Source organism: Pseudomonas sp. OTU5201 (assembly GCF_038440135.1).
Classification (GTDB): Bacteria; Pseudomonadota; Gammaproteobacteria; order Pseudomonadales; family Pseudomonadaceae; genus Metapseudomonas; species Metapseudomonas resinovorans.
Genome location: NZ_JASATC010000028.1, coordinates 64,300 through 84,790, shown reverse-complemented (window position 1 = coordinate 84,790; position 20,491 = coordinate 64,300). Strand labels below are relative to the sequence as shown.

22 protein-coding genes are annotated in these 20,491 nt (G+C 63.9%); 11 read left to right on the top strand and 11 right to left on the bottom strand.

Annotation, left to right across the window (positions count from 1 at the left end):
- Positions 1-125 precede the first annotated feature (125 nt).
- Positions 126-1,142, bottom strand: a complete 1,017-nt coding sequence (locus tag AAHM40_RS17990; RefSeq protein WP_342245854.1) for an AraC family transcriptional regulator — start codon at positions 1,140-1,142, stop codon at positions 126-128.
- A gap of 118 nt (positions 1,143-1,260) precedes the next feature.
- Here AAHM40_RS17990 and AAHM40_RS17985 point away from each other — a divergent pair, with 118 nt between their 5' ends.
- Complete coding sequence (locus AAHM40_RS17985; RefSeq protein ID WP_342245853.1) at positions 1,261-2,184, top strand: SdiA-regulated domain-containing protein; 924 nt, start codon at positions 1,261-1,263, stop codon at positions 2,182-2,184.
- On the opposite strand, the gene AAHM40_RS17980 is transcribed toward AAHM40_RS17985, so the two are convergent.
- A complete protein-coding gene (locus tag AAHM40_RS17980; protein WP_342245852.1) occupies positions 2,185-2,517 on the bottom strand; it encodes a YegP family protein in 333 nt (110 codons plus the stop codon).
- A gap of 91 nt (positions 2,518-2,608) precedes the next feature.
- Entirely contained in the window at positions 2,609-3,280 is a 672-nt protein-coding gene (rpiA, locus tag AAHM40_RS17975; RefSeq protein ID WP_028629537.1) for a ribose-5-phosphate isomerase RpiA, read from the bottom strand.
- 141 nt (positions 3,281-3,421) lie between these two features.
- Between rpiA and ilvA the strand changes: the two genes are divergently transcribed.
- The 3 genes from ilvA (at position 3,422) to AAHM40_RS17960 (ending at position 5,957) form a co-directional block, all read left to right on the top strand.
- Complete coding sequence (gene ilvA / locus AAHM40_RS17970) at positions 3,422-4,936, top strand: threonine ammonia-lyase, biosynthetic (RefSeq protein WP_342245851.1); 1,515 nt, start codon at positions 3,422-3,424, stop codon at positions 4,934-4,936.
- Between the two features lie 75 nt (positions 4,937-5,011).
- Positions 5,012-5,470 (top strand): DUF2269 family protein, encoded by a 459-nt coding sequence (locus tag AAHM40_RS17965; RefSeq protein WP_342245850.1) that lies wholly within the window; start codon positions 5,012-5,014, stop codon positions 5,468-5,470.
- Between the two features lie 19 nt (positions 5,471-5,489).
- On the top strand, positions 5,490-5,957 hold the full coding sequence (locus tag AAHM40_RS17960; protein WP_342245849.1) for a DUF2269 domain-containing protein: 468 nt from the start codon (positions 5,490-5,492) through the stop codon (positions 5,955-5,957).
- On the opposite strand, the gene AAHM40_RS17955 is transcribed toward AAHM40_RS17960, so the two are convergent.
- A complete protein-coding gene (locus AAHM40_RS17955) occupies positions 5,954-6,610 on the bottom strand; it encodes a histidinol-phosphatase (protein ID WP_342245848.1) in 657 nt (218 codons plus the stop codon). The genes AAHM40_RS17960 and AAHM40_RS17955 overlap by 4 nt on opposite strands.
- 145 nt (positions 6,611-6,755) lie before the next feature.
- On the opposite strand from AAHM40_RS17955, the gene AAHM40_RS17950 reads away from it, so the two are divergent.
- The 3 genes from AAHM40_RS17950 to AAHM40_RS17940 all read left to right on the top strand — a co-directional run bounded on the left by AAHM40_RS17950 (position 6,756) and on the right by AAHM40_RS17940 (position 10,654).
- Positions 6,756-7,235: an RNA pyrophosphohydrolase gene (locus tag AAHM40_RS17950; RefSeq protein ID WP_028629542.1), complete on the top strand. Its 480-nt coding sequence runs from the start codon at positions 6,756-6,758 to the stop codon at positions 7,233-7,235.
- A gap of 22 nt (positions 7,236-7,257) precedes the next feature.
- Entirely contained in the window at positions 7,258-9,537 is a 2,280-nt protein-coding gene (gene ptsP, locus AAHM40_RS17945; protein ID WP_342245847.1) for a phosphoenolpyruvate--protein phosphotransferase, read from the top strand.
- 82 nt (positions 9,538-9,619) lie between these two features.
- A complete protein-coding gene (locus AAHM40_RS17940) occupies positions 9,620-10,654 on the top strand; it encodes a sensor domain-containing diguanylate cyclase (RefSeq protein ID WP_342245846.1) in 1,035 nt (344 codons plus the stop codon).
- Between the two features lie 58 nt (positions 10,655-10,712).
- Here the strand turns inward: AAHM40_RS17940 and AAHM40_RS17935 are convergent, their stop codons facing one another.
- The 7 genes from AAHM40_RS17935 to gshB form a co-directional block, all read right to left on the bottom strand.
- Positions 10,713-11,984 (bottom strand): dihydroorotase, encoded by a 1,272-nt coding sequence (locus AAHM40_RS17935; RefSeq protein ID WP_342245845.1) that lies wholly within the window; start codon positions 11,982-11,984, stop codon positions 10,713-10,715.
- A complete protein-coding gene (locus tag AAHM40_RS17930) occupies positions 11,984-12,991 on the bottom strand; it encodes an aspartate carbamoyltransferase catalytic subunit (RefSeq protein WP_280283705.1) in 1,008 nt (335 codons plus the stop codon). Before AAHM40_RS17930 ends, AAHM40_RS17935 begins: the two co-directional genes overlap by 1 nt.
- A gap of 37 nt (positions 12,992-13,028) precedes the next feature.
- Entirely contained in the window at positions 13,029-13,541 is a 513-nt protein-coding gene (gene pyrR, locus AAHM40_RS17925; RefSeq protein ID WP_342245844.1) for a bifunctional pyr operon transcriptional regulator/uracil phosphoribosyltransferase PyrR, read from the bottom strand.
- Positions 13,542-13,554: 13 nt separating this feature from the next.
- Positions 13,555-13,995 carry a Holliday junction resolvase RuvX gene (ruvX, locus tag AAHM40_RS17920; protein WP_137823117.1) on the bottom strand — a complete coding sequence of 147 codons (441 nt, stop codon included), beginning with the start codon at positions 13,993-13,995 and terminating at the stop codon, positions 13,555-13,557.
- On the bottom strand, positions 13,995-14,561 hold the full coding sequence (locus tag AAHM40_RS17915; RefSeq protein WP_342245843.1) for a YqgE/AlgH family protein: 567 nt from the start codon (positions 14,559-14,561) through the stop codon (positions 13,995-13,997). The genes ruvX and AAHM40_RS17915 overlap by 1 nt, the downstream gene beginning before the upstream one ends.
- A gap of 104 nt (positions 14,562-14,665) precedes the next feature.
- On the bottom strand, positions 14,666-15,559 hold the full coding sequence (locus AAHM40_RS17910; RefSeq protein WP_342245842.1) for an energy transducer TonB: 894 nt from the start codon (positions 15,557-15,559) through the stop codon (positions 14,666-14,668).
- Between the two features lie 56 nt (positions 15,560-15,615).
- Positions 15,616-16,578 carry a glutathione synthase gene (gene gshB, locus AAHM40_RS17905; protein ID WP_342245841.1) on the bottom strand — a complete coding sequence of 321 codons (963 nt, stop codon included), beginning with the start codon at positions 16,576-16,578 and terminating at the stop codon, positions 15,616-15,618.
- Between the two features lie 267 nt (positions 16,579-16,845).
- Here gshB and pilG point away from each other — a divergent pair, with 267 nt between their 5' ends.
- The 4 genes from pilG (at position 16,846) to AAHM40_RS17885 (ending at position 20,444) form a co-directional block, all read left to right on the top strand.
- Positions 16,846-17,253 carry a twitching motility response regulator PilG gene (pilG, locus tag AAHM40_RS17900; RefSeq protein ID WP_003455569.1) on the top strand — a complete coding sequence of 136 codons (408 nt, stop codon included), beginning with the start codon at positions 16,846-16,848 and terminating at the stop codon, positions 17,251-17,253.
- 45 nt (positions 17,254-17,298) lie between these two features.
- The gene (gene pilH, locus AAHM40_RS17895; RefSeq protein ID WP_028629552.1) at positions 17,299-17,664 is read left to right on the top strand and encodes a twitching motility response regulator PilH; all 366 of its coding nucleotides are present in this window, start codon (positions 17,299-17,301) and stop codon (positions 17,662-17,664) included.
- A gap of 55 nt (positions 17,665-17,719) precedes the next feature.
- Positions 17,720-18,256: a chemotaxis protein CheW gene (locus AAHM40_RS17890; RefSeq protein WP_342245840.1), complete on the top strand. Its 537-nt coding sequence runs from the start codon at positions 17,720-17,722 to the stop codon at positions 18,254-18,256.
- Positions 18,257-18,395: 139 nt separating this feature from the next.
- Positions 18,396-20,444, top strand: coding sequence for a methyl-accepting chemotaxis protein (locus tag AAHM40_RS17885; RefSeq protein WP_342245839.1), 2,049 nt, complete (start codon positions 18,396-18,398; stop codon positions 20,442-20,444).
- The last annotated feature ends 47 nt before the right edge of the window (positions 20,445-20,491 follow it).

Here is a 20,491-nt window from a genome sequence, read left to right as displayed (position 1 = left end):
GGAGCTGGCTTGCCAGCGAAACGGGGCCATTCGCTGGCAAGCCAGCTCCTACGGGCAATACAGCTGCCTGCAACACGCAATGCAGACATAGCCAATGAGAATTCGCCCCTACAAGATGATTGAGCCTAGCGCCGGTACAGGCTAGGCGACTGCCCGCTCCAGCGCTGGAAGGCATGGCGGAAGCTCGCGGTTTCGCTGTAGCCGAGTTGCTCGGCGATCAGGTAGATCGGCAGGTCGGTCTGCACCAGCAGTTGGCGCGCCTTGTCGTAGCGCACCTCGTCCAGCAGGCGTTGGAAGCTGGTGTTCAGCTGCTGCAGGTGGCGTCGCAGGGTGCGTTCAGAGCGGTGCAACTGGCGCGCCACGCTATCCAGGTCGCAGGCTTCGCGCAGATTGCCGGCCAGGTGGTGGCGAATCTGGTCGAGTACGTCGTGGCGACTGTTGAGCTGAGCGTTCAGTTTCAGGCACTGCTGCAGGCCGTAGTGGCAGGTCACCGGGTCACTCAGTGGCAAGGTTCGATCCAGCAGGACCGCGTCGAAGCACAGGGCATTGCGAGAGGCGCCGAACTCTATCGGGCAGCCGAGCATCTTTTCGTAACTGGCAGCGTGCAGGGGCGGTCGATAAGCCAGGCAGACCCGCGTTGGATGGATGCCCTCGCCAAGCAGGTCCTGCACTACGGTGAGGAGCGAGGTCAGGCAGAGTTCGCTGTTGAACACCGTCAGCTCTGGCGCGTAGCGATAGCCGCTGGCCGCCAGGCATGCCTCGTCGCCATCGACTTCCAGGCTCAGCTTGAAGTAGGTGCCCAGCAGTGCTGGATGGCCGAGCGCCAGCGTGAGGGCGTCGCGCAGGGTGCGGCTGGCGAGCATGGTGTAGCCAAGCATGCCGTAGGCCGAAACGTGCATGCGCAGGCCGAGGGACAAGCCCAGCGCCGGGTCCCGCGTGCAGGCCAGGGCGTTGGCGAAGACGCGTAATTCCTGGGTGTGGCTAATGAGCTTTTCGGGGGTGTCGAGGTCAGCGCAGGCAACACCGCTGCCGTCCAGCAGGCGAGCACGGTCGATGCCGCTGCTGGCCAGGGTGGCCACGGCCAGGGCGATGGTGTGCAAGGTGGTGAGTGCGCGCTCTTCCGGTAGCAGCGAGGTGCCCATGTCCGTCCCCTTTTGTAACGTCCTTCCTGCATGTGCCCGGGCTTTAAGCTTCAATTCAGGTAGAAGTCCGGTGCCCTCTGTATCCTTCGCCGCGTCCTGAATTCCAGAGTCCTGATCGATGCGTTCATTCCTGACCCCGTGGCGCCTGGTCAGCGCTTTTCTGGTGCTGCTGATGGTGCTGCTCGGTGTTGCCGCCCAGCAGTTCCGGCTTTTCGAACGCGGCCTTTTCGTATTGCAAGAATGGCGCCACGCCTCCGAATGGCAGGATCGCTCCATCTGGCTGCCGGACTACCGGGTGGCCATCGAGGCCAAGCCCATCGAGGGCCTTTCGGACGATGTCTCCGCGCTGACCTACGATCCTGATCGACACAGCTTGTTCACCGTTACCAACCAGAGTCCGGAGATCATCGAGCTGTCACTGGACGGACACTTGATTCGCCGCATCCAGTTGGTGGGTTTCGGTGACCCAGAGGCCATCGAGTACATCAGCAAGGGCGTCTACGTGATTACCGACGAGCGCCTGCAGCGCCTCATCAAGGTACGGGTCGACGAGAACACTGCGTCCATCGACGCCAGCCAGTCGCAGCAGTTGTCCCTGGGCATCGGTCTCTCCGGCAACAAGGGCTTTGAGGGCTTGGCCTACGATTCCGTCGGGCAGCGCCTGTTCGTGGCCAAGGAGCGCGACCCGGTGCGCATCTATGAGATCCACGGCTTCCCCCATACCAATCCGGACAAGCCGTTCGCGGTGCATGTGGTGGATGATCCAAAGCGCGATGCCCGCCTCTTCGTGCGCGACCTTTCCAGCCTGCAATACGATGAGCGCAGCGGCCACTTGTTGGCGCTGTCGGACGAGTCGCGGCTGGTACTGGAGCTGAATGCCGATGGGCGCCCAATCAGCACGCTGTCGCTGCTACGTGGCATGCACGGCTTGCAGCGCGGGGTGCCACAAGCGGAGGGGGTTGCCATGGACAACCATGGCAACCTCTACCTGGTCAGCGAACCGAACCTCTTCTACGCGTTCCGCAAGGTGGCACGTGACTGATCAGCTTTCGTCGTTGAGGTTGGCATCCGGGGCGTTGTTCTTCACCGAGTCGATGCCTGCGCTGGCGCTGGCGGCACTGGCGTACATCTGGCTCTGGCCGATGATCTGGCCGTTGGTGGCCTTGAGCACGAAGTAGAACTTGCCGTTACTGGCAGTCTTGCTCTCGAAGGCGCCGTCACGAATTGCGTTCTTGCGCACTGATTCGATGCCGTTCAAGGCAGAATCCTTGGCCTTGTACAGCTCGCTGGTGAGGATGGTCTCGCCGTTGCCGGCGTTGAGATTGAAGTGGAACTGGCCATCATTGGCCTTCTTCAGGTGGAATTTCCCGGCCATGGGGCGTCTCCTGATCCGGTGGCATTGGACGGCGCCGACGGGCGCCGTAGCCAACAAATCTAGACGGTTTCCCGCAGGCCGGGAGGCGATGTCAGGCGGTGAGGCTCTTCACGCCATCCTTGGTGCCGAGCAGCAGCAGGTCGGCCGGGCGGGCGGCGAACAGGCCGTTGGTGACCACGCCGACGATGTTGTTGATCTGCTCTTCCAGCTTTACCGGGCTGTCGATCTGCAGGTTGTATACATCAAGGATGATGTTGCCGTTGTCGGTCAGCACGCCTTCACGGTAGACCGGATCACCGCCCAGCTTCACCAGTTGGCGGGCGACATGGCTGCGGGCCATGGGGATGACTTCCACCGGCAGTGGGAAGGCGCCGAGCAGCGGAACCAGCTTGCTCTCGTCGGCGATGCAGATAAAGGTCTTGGCCACCGCGGCAACGATCTTCTCGCGGGTCAGCGCGGCGCCGCCGCCCTTGATCAGTTCGAGCCGCTCGTTGCTCTCGTCAGCGCCATCGACATAGAACTCGAGGTCACTGACGCTGTTCAGGTCGTATACCGGGATGCCATGGCCCTTCAGGCGCTGGGCGGTGGCTTCGGAGCTGGCGACTGCACCGTCGAAGGCCATCTTGTGTCGGGCCAGCAGGTCGATGAAAAAGTTGGCCGTGGAGCCGGTGCCGACGCCGACGATGCTCTTCTCATCGAGCTTGGGGAGGATGAAGTCGATGGCGGCCTGGGCGACGGCCTGCTTGAGCTGGTCCTGGGTCATGCTGTGGAGGTCCGATTGGGGGGAGTCGAAGGAGCGAATTATAGCCGGTCGGCGGGGCAAAACCCTGCATTCTCTGTGGTCGCCCGACGAATCCCTGCGGTAGACTCGCGGCTTCCGTGAAGCGCCCGCCAGTGAAACCCGATGCTCGAAGAATACGTGAAGAAGACCCTGACCTCGCGCGTCTACGACGTCGCCGTGGAAACCCCGCTGCAGTCTGCCCGCCAGCTCACCGAGCGCCTGGGCAACCAGATTCTCCTCAAGCGCGAGGACCTGCAGCCGGTCTATTCCTTCAAGATCCGCGGGGCTTACAACAAGATGGCCCAGTTGACCCCCGAGGAGCTGGCCCGCGGCGTGGTCACCGCATCGGCCGGCAACCATGCCCAGGGCGTGGCCCTGGCGGCTCGTGAACTGGGCATCAAGGCCACCATCGTGATGCCGCGCACCACTCCGGAGCTGAAAGTGCAGGGCGTACGCGCCCGCGGCGGCAAGGTGGTGTTGCATGGCGATGCCTTCCCCGACGCCCTGGCCCACTCGCTGAAACTGGTGGAGGAGAAGGGCTACGTCTACATCCACCCCTACGATGACCCGGAAGTGATCGCTGGCCAGGGCACCGTGGCCATGGAGATCCTCCGCCAGCACCCGGGGCGTCTGGACGCCATCTTCGTGCCGGTGGGTGGCGGCGGCCTGGTGGCCGGTATTGCAGCCTTCGTCAAATACCTGCGCCCCGAGGTGAAGGTGATTGGCGTCGAGCCGGACGACTCCAACTGCCTGCAGGCCGCCATGGCCGCTGGTGAACGCGTGGTGCTCAGCCAGGTCGGGCTGTTTGCCGATGGCGTTGCCGTTGCGCAAATCGGCCAGCACACCTTCGACATCTGCAAGCAGTACGTGGATGAAGTGATCACCGTCAGCACGGACGAGATCTGCGCGGCGATCAAGGACATCTACGACGATACCCGCTCCATCACCGAGCCCGCCGGTGCCCTCGCCGTTGCCGGGATCAAGCGCTACGTGGAGCGCGAAGGCGTGCGTGACCAGACCCTGGTAGCCATCGACTCCGGTGCCAACATCAACTTCGACCGCCTGCGTCACGTGGCCGAGCGCGCCGAACTGGGCGAGAAACGCGAAGCCATTATCGCCGTGACCATCCCGGAGCGACCGGGCAGCTTCAAGGCCTTCTGCGAGGCCATTGGCAAGCGCCAGATCACCGAATTCAACTATCGCTACAATACCGACGCCGAGGCGCACATCTTCGTTGGTGTGCAGACCCACCCGGAAACCGACCCTCGCGCGGTGCTGGTGGAGAATCTGCGCGGCCAGGGCTTCCCGGTGCTGGACCTGACCGACAACGAGCTGGCCAAGCTGCATATCCGCCACATGGTTGGCGGCCATGCGGTACGCATCAGTGACGAGATGGTGTTCCGCTTCGAGTTCCCCGAGCGTCCAGGCGCGCTTTTCAACTTCCTCAACAAACTCGGCGGGCGCTGGAACATCACGATGTTCCACTACCGCAACCACGGCGCTGCCGACGGCCGCGTTGTCGCTGGCTTGCAGGTGCCGCTCGAGGAGCGTTCCCTGGTGCATGCCGCACTGGACGAGATCGGCTACCCCTATTGGGATGAGAGCGACAACCCGGCCTATCAACTCTTCCTCGGCTGAGACTGGCGCTGGGGCGCAGGAACGGGCTGCTGCTAGGCTTTCTGGCAGCCGCTCAAGCTGACAAGGACCTGTTCCATGGAAAACTACCTCCTGTTCCGCATTCTCCACGGCCTGGCCACGCTGCTGTTCTTCGGTGGCCTGGCAGGGCTGGCCTGGTATGGCCGGCGCAGCTTCCGCTCCGGCGACTCAGCGCTGATCGGCCTGAGTCTGCGACGCATTCTGCTGATCGGTGTGCCGCTGTTGATCCTGGCTGCGGTTTCTCTGCCGGTCAGTGGCTGGTGGATGGTCAGCTTGGCCGGACTGCCGTTGGGCCAGACCTGGCTGCTGGGTGGGGCCATCCTCTATCTGTTTGGTTGCATTGCCTGGCTGCTCCTGTTCGGTCGCGTCGCGAAGCTGCGTGAACAGGCCCTGGCCGAAGGCGGCGCGGCGTCGGCCGCAGCGCAGCGCAGTCTCAAGTTCGGCGCCGCCTATGGCCTGATCGGCCTGTTGCTGTTCTTGTCCGTGCTGGCGCTGATGCTGGCCAAGCCGCTCTGATGCGGTGCTCGCTCCAGGCATGACTCTCTACTTCCTGCTCAAGACCGCCCATGGCCTGCTGGCCGCCGTGCTTCTCGGTACGGCATTGGCTGGGCTGTTCTTCGCCCGTCGTGCGTGGAAATGCGGTGAACTTCAGCAGTTAGCCGCCACCTTCTCCTCGCTGGTGAGGTTGGAAATCTGGTTCATCGGCAGCTCCGCCGTATTGCTGCCGTTGAGTGGCCTGGCCCTTGCCAAGGTGGGGGGCTGGCCCTTGGGGCAGCTTTGGCTGCTTTGGAGTGCCGGGCTTTACCTGCTGTCGGCACTCTGCTGGCTGCCGCTCCTGTGGCTGCAGGTGCGCATCCGCAATCTGGCGCGCCGGGCGTTGCGAGACGGCGAACCCATCGCCTCGCAGGTTGCTGGCCATGTGGCATTGCGCTGCTGGCTGGCGGTCGTGGCGCTGGTGCTGTTGGTGGCGGTTTACGTGCTGATGGTGGTCAAGCCGCTCTAGCCGCGCAGGGACATCACTGGCCAGCCGCGTCGTTCCGCTTCGGCGCGCAGCTTCTGGTCCGGGTCCACGGCGACCGGATAGGTCACCTGCTCCAGCAGCGGCAGGTCGTTCAGCGAGTCGCTATAGAAGCTGCTGTCATCCAGATTGAGACGGTTTTCTGCGAGCCAGCGTGCCAGGCGGGTTACCTTGCCTTCGCGGAAGCAGGGCACGTCGGTGGTGCGCCCGGTGTAGCGGCCGTCGGCCATTTCGCACTCGGTGGCCAGCAGGGTTTCGACGCCCAGGCGCTGGGCGATGGGGGCGGTGACGAAGCGGTTGGTGGCCGTGATGATCAGCAGCTTGTCGCCGGCGGCGCGGTGCTCGGCCAGAAGGGCTTCGGCCTTGGGCAGGATGATGGGTTCGATGCAGTCGCGCATGAATTCGCGGTGCCACTGGTCGAGTTGAGCCATTTCCGTGCGGCCGAGGATATCCAGGCTGAAGTTCAGGTAGTCCTGGATGTTCAGGCGGCCAGCCAGGTAGTCCTGATAGAACTCATCGTTGCGCGCCTTGTAGGCAATTCCGTCGAGGATGCCGCGCTCGCACAGGTAGTCGCCCCAGGCATGGTCGCTGTCACCGGCCAGCAGTGTGTTATCGAGGTCGAATAGAGCCAGGCGCACGTCGTCGTTCCTTACTGCAGCGCTTCGGAGGGCGGCCAGAATAGCTGCTTTCGTGGGGGCTGCCCATTGCGCGAAAGGCTCGCATTGCTGCGTTTGCGGCCTTTATGGAACAATGCCGGAACATGCGTTTGCGAGGTTGAGTGCCGTGATCGATTCCGATGGTTTTCGCCCAAATGTCGGCATCATTCTCGCCAATGATGTCGGGCAGGTGCTTTGGGCCCGGCGTATCAATCAGGATGCCTGGCAGTTCCCGCAAGGCGGGATCAATCCGCGGGAGACGCCTGAAGAGGCTCTTTTCCGGGAATTGAACGAAGAAGTTGGTCTGGAAGAGCAGGATGTGAAGATTCTTGCCTGCACTCGCGGCTGGTTGCGCTATCGTCTGCCCCAACGCCTGGTGCGCACCAACAGCCAACCGCTGTGCATCGGCCAGAAACAGAAGTGGTTCCTGCTGCGTTTGCAGTCGGACGAGAACAAGGTACGGATGGACCTGACCGGCAAGCCCGAGTTCGATGGCTGGCGCTGGGTCAGTTACTGGTACCCGTTGGGTCAGGTGGTGACCTTCAAACGTGAAGTCTATCGCCGAGCCCTCAAGGAACTAGCACCGCGCCTCCTGGCGCAAGACTGACCCGGAGAAAGGCTGCCTAGCCATGCTCAACACGCTGCGCAAGATCGTCCAGGAAGTGAACGCCGCCAAGGATCTGAAGGCGGCGTTGGCGATCATTGTGCAACGGGTCAAGGAGGCCATGGGTAGCCAGGTCTGCTCGGTCTACCTGCTGGATCCGGAGACCAACCGTTTCGTGCTCATGGCCACCGAAGGCCTGAACAAACGCTCCATTGGCAAGGTCAGCATGGCCCCCAACGAAGGCCTCGTCGGCCTGGTGGGCACCCGTGAAGAGCCGCTGAACCTCGAGCACGCCGCCGATCACCCTCGTTACCGCTACTTCGCCGAAACCGGTGAAGAGCGCTTCGCCTCCTTCCTCGGCGCGCCGATCATCCACCACCGTCGGGTGATGGGCGTACTGGTGGTGCAGCAAAAGGAGCGCCGTCAGTTCGACGAGGGCGAAGAAGCCTTCCTCGTCACCATGAGCGCGCAACTCGCCGGCGTCATCGCCCATGCCGAGGCCACGGGGTCCATTCGCGGCCTGGGCCGCCAGGGCAAGGGCATCCAGGAAGCCAAGTTTGTCGGCGTGCCGGGTTCTCCCGGTGCGGCCGTGGGCAAGGCCGTGGTGGTTTTGCCGCCAGCTGATCTTGATGTGGTGCCGGATCGCACGGTCGACGACATCGAGGCCGAGGTCGAGCGTTTCAAGCAGGCCCTGGAAGCCGTGCGCGCGGACATGCGTCGTCTCTCGAGCAAGCTCGAGACCCAGCTGCGTCCCGAGGAGCGGGCGCTGTTCGACGTCTACCTGATGATGCTCGACGACGCCTCCATGGGGTTGGAGGTCAAGCGCGTTATCCGCACCGGCCAGTGGGCCCAGGGTGCGTTGCGCCAGGTGGTGCTGGAGCACGTCACCCGCTTCGAGTTGATGGACGACGCCTACCTGCGCGAGCGTGCCTCCGACGTCAGGGACCTCGGCCGCCGCCTGCTCGCCTACCTGCAGGAGGAGCGCAAGCAGAACCTGGTCTACCAGGAGAACACCATCCTGGTCAGCGAGGAGCTGTCCCCGGCCATGCTCGGCGAAGTGCCGGAGGGCAAGCTGGTGGGCCTTGTCTCGGTACTGGGGTCGGGCAACTCCCACGTCGCCATCCTCGCCCGCGCCATGGGTATCCCCACCGTGATGGGCGTGGTCGACCTGCCGTACTCCAAGGTCGACGGCATCGAGATGATCGTCGACGGCTACCACGGCGAAGTCTTCACCAACCCCTCGGTCGAGCTGCGCAAGCAGTACAGCGACGTGGTGGAGGAAGACCGCCAGCTGGTCAAGGGCCTGGAGGCGCTGCGCAGCCTGCCCTGCGAAACCCTCGACGGTTACCGCATGCCGCTCTGGGTCAACACCGGCCTGCTCGCTGACGTGACCCGCGCCCAGGAGCGTGGCGCCGAAGGCGTGGGCCTGTACCGCACCGAAGTGCCGTTCATGATCAACGAGCGCTTCCCCAGCGAAAAGGAGCAGCTCGCCATTTATCGCGAGCAGCTCGCCGCCTTCCATCCGCTGCCGGTGACCATGCGCACCCTGGACATCGGCGGCGACAAGGCGCTGTCCTATTTCCCGATCAAGGAAAGCAACCCCTTCCTCGGCTGGCGCGGTATCCGTGTCACCCTCGACCACCCGGAGATCTTCCTGGTCCAGGTGCGTGCCATGCTCAAGGCCAGCGAAGGCCTGGACAACCTGAAGATCCTGCTGCCGATGATTTCCGGGACCCATGAGCTGGAAGAAGCATTGCACCTGATCCACCGCGCCTGGGGCGAAGTGCGCGACGAAGGGGTGGACATCCCTATGCCGCCTGTCGGCGTGATGATCGAGATTCCCGCTGCGGTGTACCAGACCAAGGAGCTGTCGCGCCAGGTCGACTTCCTCTCGGTGGGGTCCAACGACCTGACTCAGTACCTGCTCGCCGTGGACCGCAACAACCCGCGCGTGGCTGACCTTTACGACTACCTGCACCCGGCGGTGCTCCAGGCGCTGAAGAAGGTAGTGGATGACGCGCACGCCGAGGGCAAGCCGGTGAGCATCTGTGGCGAGATGGCCGGTGATCCGGCGGCTGCCGTGCTGCTGCTGGCCATGGGCTTCGACAGCCTGTCGATGAATGCTACCAACCTGCCGAAAGTGAAGTGGTTACTGCGCCAGGTCACCATGAGCAAGGCCAGGGAATTGCTGGCGCAACTGCTGGCTATCGACAACCCGCAGGTTATCCACAGCTCGCTGCATCTCGCCCTGCGCAACCTGGGTCTCGGTCGGGTAATCAACCCGGCGTCGACCATCCAGGCCTGAGGCCAGGGCGCACACGTTTGCAGCGCGCGGGCCACGGCCCGCACAGAGGTCCCAACCGGGTCGCCGACCCGCAAGGAAGCTTATGGACAAGCTAGAGCCCCTCGACCACTGCTACGGCACCACCCGCGAAGAGATCGAGCGTACCCTGCGCTTCGCCTTGGATATCGTCAGCGATGGTATCTGGGACTGGAATATCCGCACCAACCACGTCAAGCGCAGTCCCGGCTGGTATTCCATGCTCGGCTACCCCCCTGACAGCTTGCCGGAAGATGTGGATACATGGAGATCGGTGATTCATCCCGGGGATTTCGAGCGAGTTATGCGCAACTTCCAGGCCTACCTGGACGGCGCAAGCCTGATCTATGCCGAGGACTACCGCTGCCGCTGCCGTGATGGCAGCTACCTGTGGGTCAGTGACCACGGGCGCTTCGTCGAATTCGACGAGACGGGTAAGCCAACGCGGATGATTGGCGCCCACCGGAATATCCACCGGCGCAAGATGGCCACCCTGGAATTGCAGCGCAAGAACGACGAGCTCCAGGACCTCAATCGCACGCTGGAGGCCCTGGTGGACGCGCGAACCGAGGCCTTGCGCCAGGCCAATGAAGCGCTCGCCCAGCAGGTGGCGACAGCCATGCGTCTCAGCGAGACCGACCCCCTGACCCAGATTTCCAATCGCCGACACTTCGAACGCAACCTCCACAGCGAGTGGCAGCGCTTTCAGCGCCACGGGCATGCCACGGCGTTGCTGATGTTCGATCTGGATCACTTCAAGCGCATCAACGATAACCATGGCCACCAGATCGGCGATCGTGCTCTGGTGGCTGTCAGTCGCATCGTGCGCGCGGCGCTGCGGGAAGAGGATTGTTTCGCCCGCTGGGGTGGTGAAGAGTTCATTGCCCTGTTGCCTGACACCGACCAGGGCGCGGCGCTGCTACTGGCTGAGCGCCTGCGGCTGTTGGTGGGGAGCGCTGATCCGGGCCTGCCGTCAGGGCTGACCGCCAGCTTCTCGGTGGCCGCCATGCAGGCTGGGGAGGGAATCGAGTCCCTGCTCAAGCGCCTGGACGAAGGTCTCTATCGCGCCAAGCAGCGGCGAAACTGCATCGAGTCGTGTTGATCCACTCGAGCGCTTAAGAAACAGCCCGCTGGATAGCGGGCTGTTTCGTGTAGCGGGATCAGGCCTGGAAGATGATCCGGCCGTCCACCAGGGTGTAGCGCACCTTGCCCGGCAGGCAGTGGCCGATGAAGGGGCAGTTGTCGCCCTTGGAGTTCCAGGTTTCCCCGGCGAGGGTCGACGCCTGGGGATCGAACAGCACCACATCCGCCGGAGCACCAACGGCGAGTCGGCCGGCAGGCAGGCGCAGGCTGCGGGCCGGGCCGGCGGTGAGGCGGGCGAGCAGAGTGGGCAGATCGAGCAGACCATCCTGAACCAGGGTCATGGCCAGTGGCAGCAGCAGTTCCACGCTGCTGATGCCAGGTTCAGTGGCACCGAAGGGTGCGAGCTTGGCATCCGGCTCGTGGGGCTGGTGATGGCTGGCGATGGCGGAGATCACGCCGCTCTTCACGGCTTCACGCAGGCCGTCGCGGTCGGCGCGGGTACGCAGCGGCGGTTGCACGTGATAGAGGCTGGAGAAATCGATCAGCGCCTCATCGGTCAGGATCAGCTGGTACATGGCCACGTCGGCGGTCACCGGCAGGCCCCGGGCCTGGGCCTGGGCGATCATCTCGGCGCCACGGGCGCTGGTGATCTGGCTGAAGTGGGCACGCACACCGCTCTGTTCCACCAGCAGCAGGTCGCGGGCGAGGGCCACGGTCTCGGCGGTTTCCGGGATACCGGCCAGGCCGAGGAAGCTAGCGGTAGGGCCTTCATGGGCCAGGCCGCCCTCGGCCAGGGAGGCGTCCTGGGAGTGGAAAACCACGGTCAGGTCGAAGGTGGCCGCGTACTCCAGCGCGCGGCGCTGGACGCGGTTGTTGGCGAAGGTGGCCAGGCCATTGCCAAAGGCCACGCAGCCTACGTCGCGCAGGGCCACCAGTTCGGACAGCTGCTCGCCGGCCAGGCCCTTGGTCAGGGCGCCGATGGGGAAGACCTTGGCGTGGCCGGCTTCCTGGGCGCGGTCGAGGATCAGCTCGGCGACGGCGGGCGTGTCCAGCACGGGGCGGGTCAGGGGCGGGCTGCAGAGGCTGGTCACGCCTCCACTGACGGCGGCCAGGGTTTCGCTGGCGATATTGCCCTTGCGGCTGTAGCCGGGTTCGCGCAGGGCGACGGACAGGTCCACCAGGCCGGGCGCGGCCACGAGGCCCTTGGCGTCGAGGGTCTTGTCCGCCTCGAAGCCGGCGGGGGCCTGGCCGATGGCGGCGACCTTGCCACTTTCGAGGAAGAGGTCGGTGACTTGATCGTGGCCGCTGGCCGGGTCGATCAGGCGAGCGCCGAGGATATGGGTACGCATCAGTTCAGCTCCTCGGCTTCCTGGTTCATTTGGCGTTGCGCGGCCTGCCCGCTCATGGCCATGGAGAGCACCGCCATGCGCACGGCGATGCCGTAGGTGACCTGGTTAAGGATCACTGACTGGGCACCGTCAGCCACTGCGGACTCGATTTCCACGCCACGGTTGATCGGGCCGGGGTGCATGACGATGGCATCCGGTTTGGCCAGGGCAAGGCGCTGGGTACTCAGGCCGTAGAGCTTGTAGAACTCACCTTCGCTGGGCAGCAGGCCGCCCTGCATGCGTTCGCGCTGCAGGCGCAGCATGATCACCACGTCCACACCCTTCAGGCCTTCGGCGAGGTCGGTGTAGACCTTCACGCCATACTGCTCGACGCCTACGGGGATCAGGGTCTTCGGCCCGATCACGCGGATGTCCGGGCAGCCCAGCGTACGCAGGGCGAGCATGTTCGAGCGGGCCACACGCGAGTGCAGGACGTCGCCGACGATGGCCACCGAGAGGTTCTCGAAGCTGCCCTTGTGGCGACGGATGGTGAGCATGTCGAGCATGCCCTGGGTCGGGTGTGCGTGGCGGCCGTCGCCACCGTTGATGATGGCCACGTCCGGGCATACGTGCTCGGCGATGAAGTGGGCGGCGCCGGAGTCGGCATGGCGCACCACGAACATGTCGGCAGCCATCGCCTCCAGGTTGCGCAGGGTGTCGAACAGCGTCTCGCCCTTGCTGGTGGAGGAGGTTGAGACGTTGAGGGTGATGACGTCGGCGGACAGGCGTTGTGCCGCCAGCTCGAAGGTGGTGCGGGTGCGGGTGGAGTTCTCGAAGAACACGTTGCACACCGTCTTTCCGCGCAGCAGCGGGACTTTCTTCACCGCACGGGCGCCAACTTCGAGGAAGGAGTCGGCGGTGTCGAGGATTTCCGTCAGCAGCTCGCGGGGCAGACCGTCGAGCGAGAGGAAGTGGCGCAGCTGGCCCTGGTCGTTGAGCTGCAGCGGGCGCTTGGCGTCTGTCGGCATGGGGCAGGCCCTGAAAGGTTACGAGAAATCGGAAGGGTCAGGCGGGTGAAGCGAGGTCCTGACGCTCGAGGGTGAGCGGCGCGGGGCCGAGCAATTTTACCCGTTCCGTGGCGCCCAGGGACAGGGTTGCGCCAACCACGTCCGGGCGGATCGGCAGCTCCCGGGCGTTGAGGTCGAGCAGGCAGACCAGGGTTACGCTGGCCGGGCGGCCGTAGTCGAAGAGCTCATTGAGGGCTGCGCGCACCGTGCGTCCACTCATCAGTACGTCGTCGATCAGCACCAGATGCTGGCCTTCGATCTCGAAGGGCAGTTCGGACGGGCGCACCTGCGGGTGCAGGCCGTTCTGGGTGAAGTCGTCGCGGTAGAAAGACACATCCAGGGTGCCCATGGAGCTCGACTCGCCGAGTTGCTCCAGCAGGGCCTGTGCCACCCATACGCCGCCGGTGCGGATGCCGATGTAGCGCGGCTCGGCGATGTTGCGGGACTTGAGGTGGGTTTGCAGGTCGCTGGCCATCCTCGGCAGCAGTTCGGCGGGGTTGGGCAGGGTCATCGGCGGTCCTCGCTTAAGAAGTTGCGGAGTTTTCGGCCAGCCAGCCTTCCAGCAGCAGCGCGGCGGCCAGGGCGTCCACCGGGCGCTCGCGGTAGCCGTCGCGCTGACCCTGGGCCAGGCGTTGGCCCTTGGCCTCGAAAGTGGTCAGGCGCTCATCGTGGGTGAATACCGGCAGATTGAAACGGCCGTTCAGGCGTCGGGCGAATTTCTCCGCGCGCGCACTCATTTCGCTGGGGGTGCCGTCCATGTTCAGCGGCAGGCCTACGACGATGGCGTCGGGCTGCCATTCGCGAATCAGCGCTTCCACCTGCTGCCAGTCCGGCACGCCGTTTTGTGCTTTCAGCACTTTCAGCTCGCGAGCCTGGCCGGTTACCGCCTGGCCAACGGCGACGCCGATCTGTCTGGTGCCGTAATCGAAGCCAAGTAACAGGCGCAGGGGCTTGGACTCGGCCATCAAGCGTGCCCGGCCTGGGCAGTGAGCAGGCTGAGGTTGACGCCCAGTCGTGCCGCAGCGGCCGAAAGGCGCTGCTCGGTCGGTGTGTCGAAGAGGATGGCCATGTCCGCAGGGCAGGTCAGCCAGGCGTTTTCGCTCAGCTCGGCTTCCAGCTGGCCAGCGTCCCAACCGGCATACCCGAGGGCTACCAGGCTCTTCTGCGGGCCGCCGCCATCGGCGATGGAGAAAAGCACGTCCTGGGAGGTGGACAGGGCCAGCTCGCCCAGTTCCAGGGTGGCCTGGAACGTATGTCCGCTGGGGTGCAGGACGAACCCGCGGTCGGTTTGCACCGGGCCGCCGGAGTAGATCGGCAGGCCCTGGCACCGGGCCGGCGGGGTGAAGTCAGGCCGCAATTGTTCGAGCACGTCGCTCAGGCTCAAGCCGTTGGGGCGGTTGATCACCAGGCCCATGGCGCCCTGCTCGTTGTGTTCCACCAGGTAGGTGACAGTCTGGGCGAAGTTCGGATCGGCCATGTGCGGCATGGCGATCAGGAAGTGGTGTTTGAGGTAGCTCGGTGCGCTTTTCATGTCGGCTAGTTTCAGTCTTAAGACGGCAGGCTTCAAGCGGCAAGGCGATGGCTTGAGTCGGTGCCCCTTGGTTGAAGCCTAGAGCCGATTGTGAGTTGCCGCTCTCAATTGCTCGACAGGCGGTCGCCGCGCTCGAAGCGCCAGGTGCGAATGATCTCCAGGCGGTCGATGTCCGCGAGGTCGCCGGTGAAGGGTGCGAAGGGAGCCGCGAGGCGCACGATGCGCATGGCGCCCTGGTCCAGTACCTGCTGGCCGGAGGATTCCAGTACCTGGACTTCGAACAGGGTGCCGTCGCGGTTGATCGACACCAGCAGTCGCAGGTTGCCGTAGATGCGCTGGCGGCGGGCCTCATCCGGGTAATTGAGGTTGCCGACGCGCTCGATCTTCTTGCGCCACTCCTCTTTGTACCAGGCGCCTTTGTCTCGCATGGTCGAGGCCGCGTTGAGGCGGTGTATGCGCGGGCGCTTGGCATAGAGCTGGCGCTCCTTGTCCAATTCCGCTTCCAGGCTGGCGATTTCGGCGGAGAGCTGCGAGCTGTCAAAGGTCGGCGCGGGCGTGGTCTCGGGTTGCGGCTTGCTCTGTTCGCGCTTGATCGTGGTTTTTTGCGGCTGTGGGCTTTTGGTGGCCACAGCGGCCTTGGGGGCTTCTTTCTTCGGTGCCTGGGGCGGCGCGGCGGGCGGAGTGGCCTTGCGGATTTCCTTGTCCTGGAAGGGCGCCTGCTCGGTGGTCTTGGGCGTGGCCTTGTGTTCCAGGGTGCCACTGCCCTGCTGGTTGGCCTGGGCGAGGAAGTCGGCGTTTTTCGGCTTCGCCTCGCTCTTGAAGGTGGCGAGGGTGATTTCCAGGGTCTTGCTGATCTGCTGCGGGTCGCCAATGGTGAAGCCGACCCCGAGGATCAGCGCAACGTGCAGCACGGCGGCGAGGAACAGGGTAAAGCCCAGCCGATCCGCCGGGCGGACGCCGGCGGACAGTTGGGGCGGGGTGTTCACGGCTGCGTTCATCGCCAGTCAGCTTGCTTCAGATAGCGGCGCAGTCTGCCGAGCGTGCGCATAAAAGTCTATGAAGCACTCCGCGCCTCGAGCTTGATGGCGATCGCATCCATCAAACGTTCGCCGATGCGCGTGTCATAGGCCTTGTCGATCTCGCGGATGCAGGTGGGGCTGGTGACATTGATCTCGGTGAGGTGGTCGCCGATCACGTCCAGTCCGACGAACAGCAGGCCTCTATCTCGCAGGGACGGGCCGACGATCGCGGCGATTTCGCGGTCGCGCTCGGACAGCGGTCGGGCCTCGCCACGGCCGCCGGCGGCCAGGTTGCCGCGGGTCTCGCCCTGGGCGGGGATGCGCGCCAGGCAGTAGGGCACCGGCTCGCCGTCGATCATCAGGATGCGCTTGTCGCCGTCCTTGATCGCAGGCAGGTAGCGCTGCGCCATGATCTGTTGACTGCCGTGGGCAGTCAGGGTCTCAAGGATCACCGAGAGATTGGGGTCGCCGGCACGGTGGCGGAAGATCGAGGAACCACCCATGCCATCAAGGGGTTTGAGAATGATGTCACGCTGTTCTTCGGCAAACTCGCGCAGAATGTCCGCTCGTCGGCTGACTACGGTCGGCGGTGTGCACTCGGGGAAAAGGGTGGCGAAGAACTTCTCGTTGCAGTCACGAAGGCTCTGCGGGCGATTGACTACCAGCACACCGTCCCGTTCGGCTTGTTCCAGCAGGTAGGTGGAGTAGACGAACTCGTTGTCGAAAGGCGGGTCCTTGCGCATCAGGATCACGTCCAGTTCAGCCAGCGGGATATCGGCCTCGGCCTCCAGCTCGAACCAGTGTGCAGGATCGAGGAAAACCTTCAGGGGGCGCGTGCGCGCGCGAGCTTCACCGTTTTTCTGGTATAGGTCCTGCTGTTCCATGTAGAACAGCGACCAGCCGCGTTCCTGGGCGGCCAGCAGCATGGCCAGGGAGCTGTCCTTCTTGAAGGAGATTTGCGCAATGGGGTCCATGACGATCCCGAGGCGAACGCTCATGGGGGTTCTCCGCAACAGGTTTCAAGGGGCGCGCCACAGCTGGCGGGCCGGTTGGATAAGGCGCTCAGGGTGGCGCCGGCATTGATTGCGGTCAAGGAAAAATCCTTCCCCCAAAGGGGAAGAATCGCAGATGCGGGGGCCGTGTAGCTTGCGTCTGGAGACTGTGCTAAAAAGGCCCGACGATTGGGTCGCAGCCCGTCGGTTGTAGGGCCTCAGGCACATATATAAAGCAGAATAACGACTCACCGAGGCGATGGTAGGGCGAACATGGAACAGCATTCCGAGGGTTTGAAGGTCATGGTGATCGACGATTCGAAAACGATTCGTCGTACCGCCGAGACACTGCTCAAGAAAGTGGGGTGTGAGGTCATCACTGCAGTTGATGGTTTCGACGCCCTGGCCAAGATCGCCGATTCCCACCCGAACATCATCTTCGTCGACATCATGATGCCTCGCCTGGACGGTTATCAAACCTGCGCCCTGATCAAGAACAACAGTGCTTTCAAGTCCACCCCGGTGATCATGCTGTCTTCCAAGGACGGCCTGTTCGACAAGGCCAAGGGTCGCATCGTCGGTTCCGATCAGTACCTCACCAAGCCTTTCAGCAAGGAAGAGCTGCTCGGCGCGATCAAGACTCACGTCCCCGATTTCACCCCGGTGGAGCAAGCCTCCTGAAGTCCGGCCTGATGGCCGGTGAAGCCTTTCCATATGGGGAACACCATGGCTCGTATTCTGATTGTTGATGACTCGCCGACCGAGATGTACAAGCTGACCGCCATGCTCGAGAAGCATGGCCATCAGGTACTCAAGGCCGAGAATGGCGCTGATGGCGTGGCCCTGGCCCGCCAGGAGAAGCCGGATGCCGTCCTGATGGACATCGTGATGCCCGGCCTCAATGGTTTCCAGGCAACCCGTCAACTGACCAAGGACGCCGAAACCAGCCATATCCCGGTGGTTATCGTTACCACCAAGGACCAGGAAACCGACAAGGTCTGGGGCAAGCGCCAGGGCGCGCGTGACTATCTGACCAAACCGATCGAAGAAGACACGCTGATCAAGACGCTGAACGCGGTACTGGCCGGCTGATTGTCGCGCCGGACCCCGAACCATAACTATTAGAAACAGGCCAAGGCCGGTCGCCATGTCGGATTCGCAGACTCCCTTCCAGCTCCTCTACGAGATCGACCAGCGCTGTCGCGCGCTGGCGGCGGGCTTGCCTGCGCAACAACAGGTGGTGCAGAGCTGGAGCGGTATCGGCTTCCGCATGGGGGAACGCCTGTTCGTGGCACCTATGGGCGAGGTCAGCGAAGTGCTGCACGAGCCGCGCCACACGTTGCTTCCCGGTGTGAAGACCTGGGTCAAGGGCGTCGCCAACGTGCGCGGACGTCTGTTGCCGGTGATGGACCTGTGCGGCTTCTTCGGTGGCGACCTGTCGCCCCTGCGCAAGCAACGCCGGGTGCTGGTGGTGGACCACCAGGAAATCTTTGCCGGGCTGATCGTCGACGAAGTCTTCGGCATGCAGCACTTCCTGGTGGATGCCTTCAGCGAGGAGTTGCCCCTGCTGGAGGCCAGCATCCAGCCCTTCATCCATGGTGTTTTCCATCGCGAGCAGCCCTGGTTGGTGTTCAGCCCGCACGCGCTTGCACAGCACCAGGCGTTCCTCGAGGTAGCGATCTAGGTTGTACGCGGGGCGCCTGGCGTCCCGTACCGGTCCCGGGTTAGAGCTTCCGGGACCCTGGCTTCAAGGTTGGGCCGGCTTTGCCGGCCCTTTGGCGTTACATGGGAATAGAGTGGTTGGTCCAGGCGGGGGCCCGATAATGAAAAGACTAAATGCAGGCAATCTTTTTTCCGGGGTGCGTAGCACGTCGCTGATCGCCGGACTCTTCGTAGTCCTGATCATCGCCATCGTGCTGCTGTTCGCGAACTTCGCGTACCTCAACACCCAGGCGAACTACGACAAGGAATACATCAGCCACGCAGGTGAACTGCGCGTGCTGTCCCAGCGTATCGCCAAGAACTCCAGCGAGGCCGCGGCGGGCAAGGCTGAAGCCTTCGCCCTGCTGAAGGACGCGCGTAACGACTTCGAGAAGCGCTGGAACTTCCTGCTGAAAGGCGACGCCGCCACCGGCCTTCCGGCCGCGCCTGCCGCCGTGAAGGGCGAAATGGATGTCGTACAGAAGGACTGGGACAGCCTGCGCAAGAACGCTGACGCCATCCTCGCCAGCGAGCAGACCGTACTCTCGCTCCACCAGGTAGCCGCCACCCTGGCCGAAACCATCCCGCAGCTGCAGGTCGAGTACGAGGAAGTCGTGGACATCCTCCTCGAGAGCGGCGCACCCGCCAGCCAGGTATCGGTAGCCCAGCGCCAGTCGCTGCTGGCCGAACGTATCCTCGGCTCGGTGAACAAGGTGCTGGCTGGTGACGAAGACTCCGTCCAGGCCGCCGACATGTTCGGCCGTGACGCCAGCCTGTTCGGCCGCGTGCTCAATGCCATGCTCGAAGGCAACGCGGCGATGGAGATCTCCCAGGTCACCAACACCGAGGCCCTGGAGCGTCTGCAGGAGATTTCCGAACTCTTCGAGTTCGTGTCCGGCTCCGTGGACGAAATCCTCGAAACCTCGCCCGAACTCTTCCAGGTGCGTGAATCCGCCAACACCATCTTCTCCGGCTCCCAGACCCTGCTGGACAAGGCCTCCGCCCTGACCACCGGCTTCGAGAACCTGGCAGGTGGCCGTGGCCTGAACACCCTGGCTGGCTACGTGCTGGGTGCCCTGGCCCTTGGCGCGGTCATCCTGATCGGCCTTGTGATGGTGCAAAGCACCCGCAGCCGACTGGCCGAAACCGCTGCGAAGAACGAACGTAACCAGGCGGCGATTCTGCGTCTGCTGGACGAAATTGCCGACCTTGCCGACGGTGACCTGACCGTGGCCGCGACCGTGACCGAGGATTTCACCGGTGCGATCGCCGACTCCATCAACTACTCCATCGACCAGCTCCGCGAGCTGGTGGAAACCATCAACCTGACTGCCGTGCAGGTGGCCGCCGCCGCCCAGGAAACCCAGGCCACTGCCATGCATCTGGCCGAGGCTTCCGAGCACCAGGCCCAGGAAATCGCCGGCGCCTCTGCCGCGATCAACGAAATGGCCGTGTCCATTGACCAGGTATCGGCGAACGCCTCTGAATCTTCGGCGGTAGCGGAACGTTCCGTAGCCATCGCCAACAAGGGCAACGAGGTGGTGCACAACACCATCACCGGCATGGACAACATCCGTGAGCAGATCCAGGACACCTCGAAGCGGATCAAACGCCTCGGTGAATCGTCCCAGGAGATCGGTGACATCGTCAGCCTGATCAACGACATCGCCGACCAGACCAACATCCTCGCCCTGAATGCCGCGATCCAGGCGTCCATGGCCGGTGATGCGGGCCGTGGCTTCGCCGTGGTAGCGGACGAAGTACAGCGCCTCGCGGAACGTTCCTCTGCGGCGACCAAGCAGATCGAGGCCCTGGTGAAGACCATTCAGACCGACACCAACGAGGCGGTGATCTCCATGGAGCAGACCACCTCCGAAGTGGTCCGCGGTGCCCGTCTGGCCCAGGACGCCGGTGTGGCGCTGGAAGAGATCGAGAAGGTATCCAAGACCCTCGCGGCGCTCATCCAGAACATCTCCAACGCCGCTCGTCAGCAAGCGTCCTCCGCTGGCCATATCTCCAACACCATGAACGTGATCCAGGAGATCACCTCGCAGACCTCCGCAGGTACCACTGCCACCGCGAAGAGCATCGGCAACCTGGCGAAGATGGCCAGCGAGATGCGCAAGTCGGTTTCCGGCTTCAAGCTGCCGGAAACTCAGGACATAGCCTGACCAGGGGAGGCGCCGCGGCCTGAGGTCGCGGCACGACGGCCATGAAT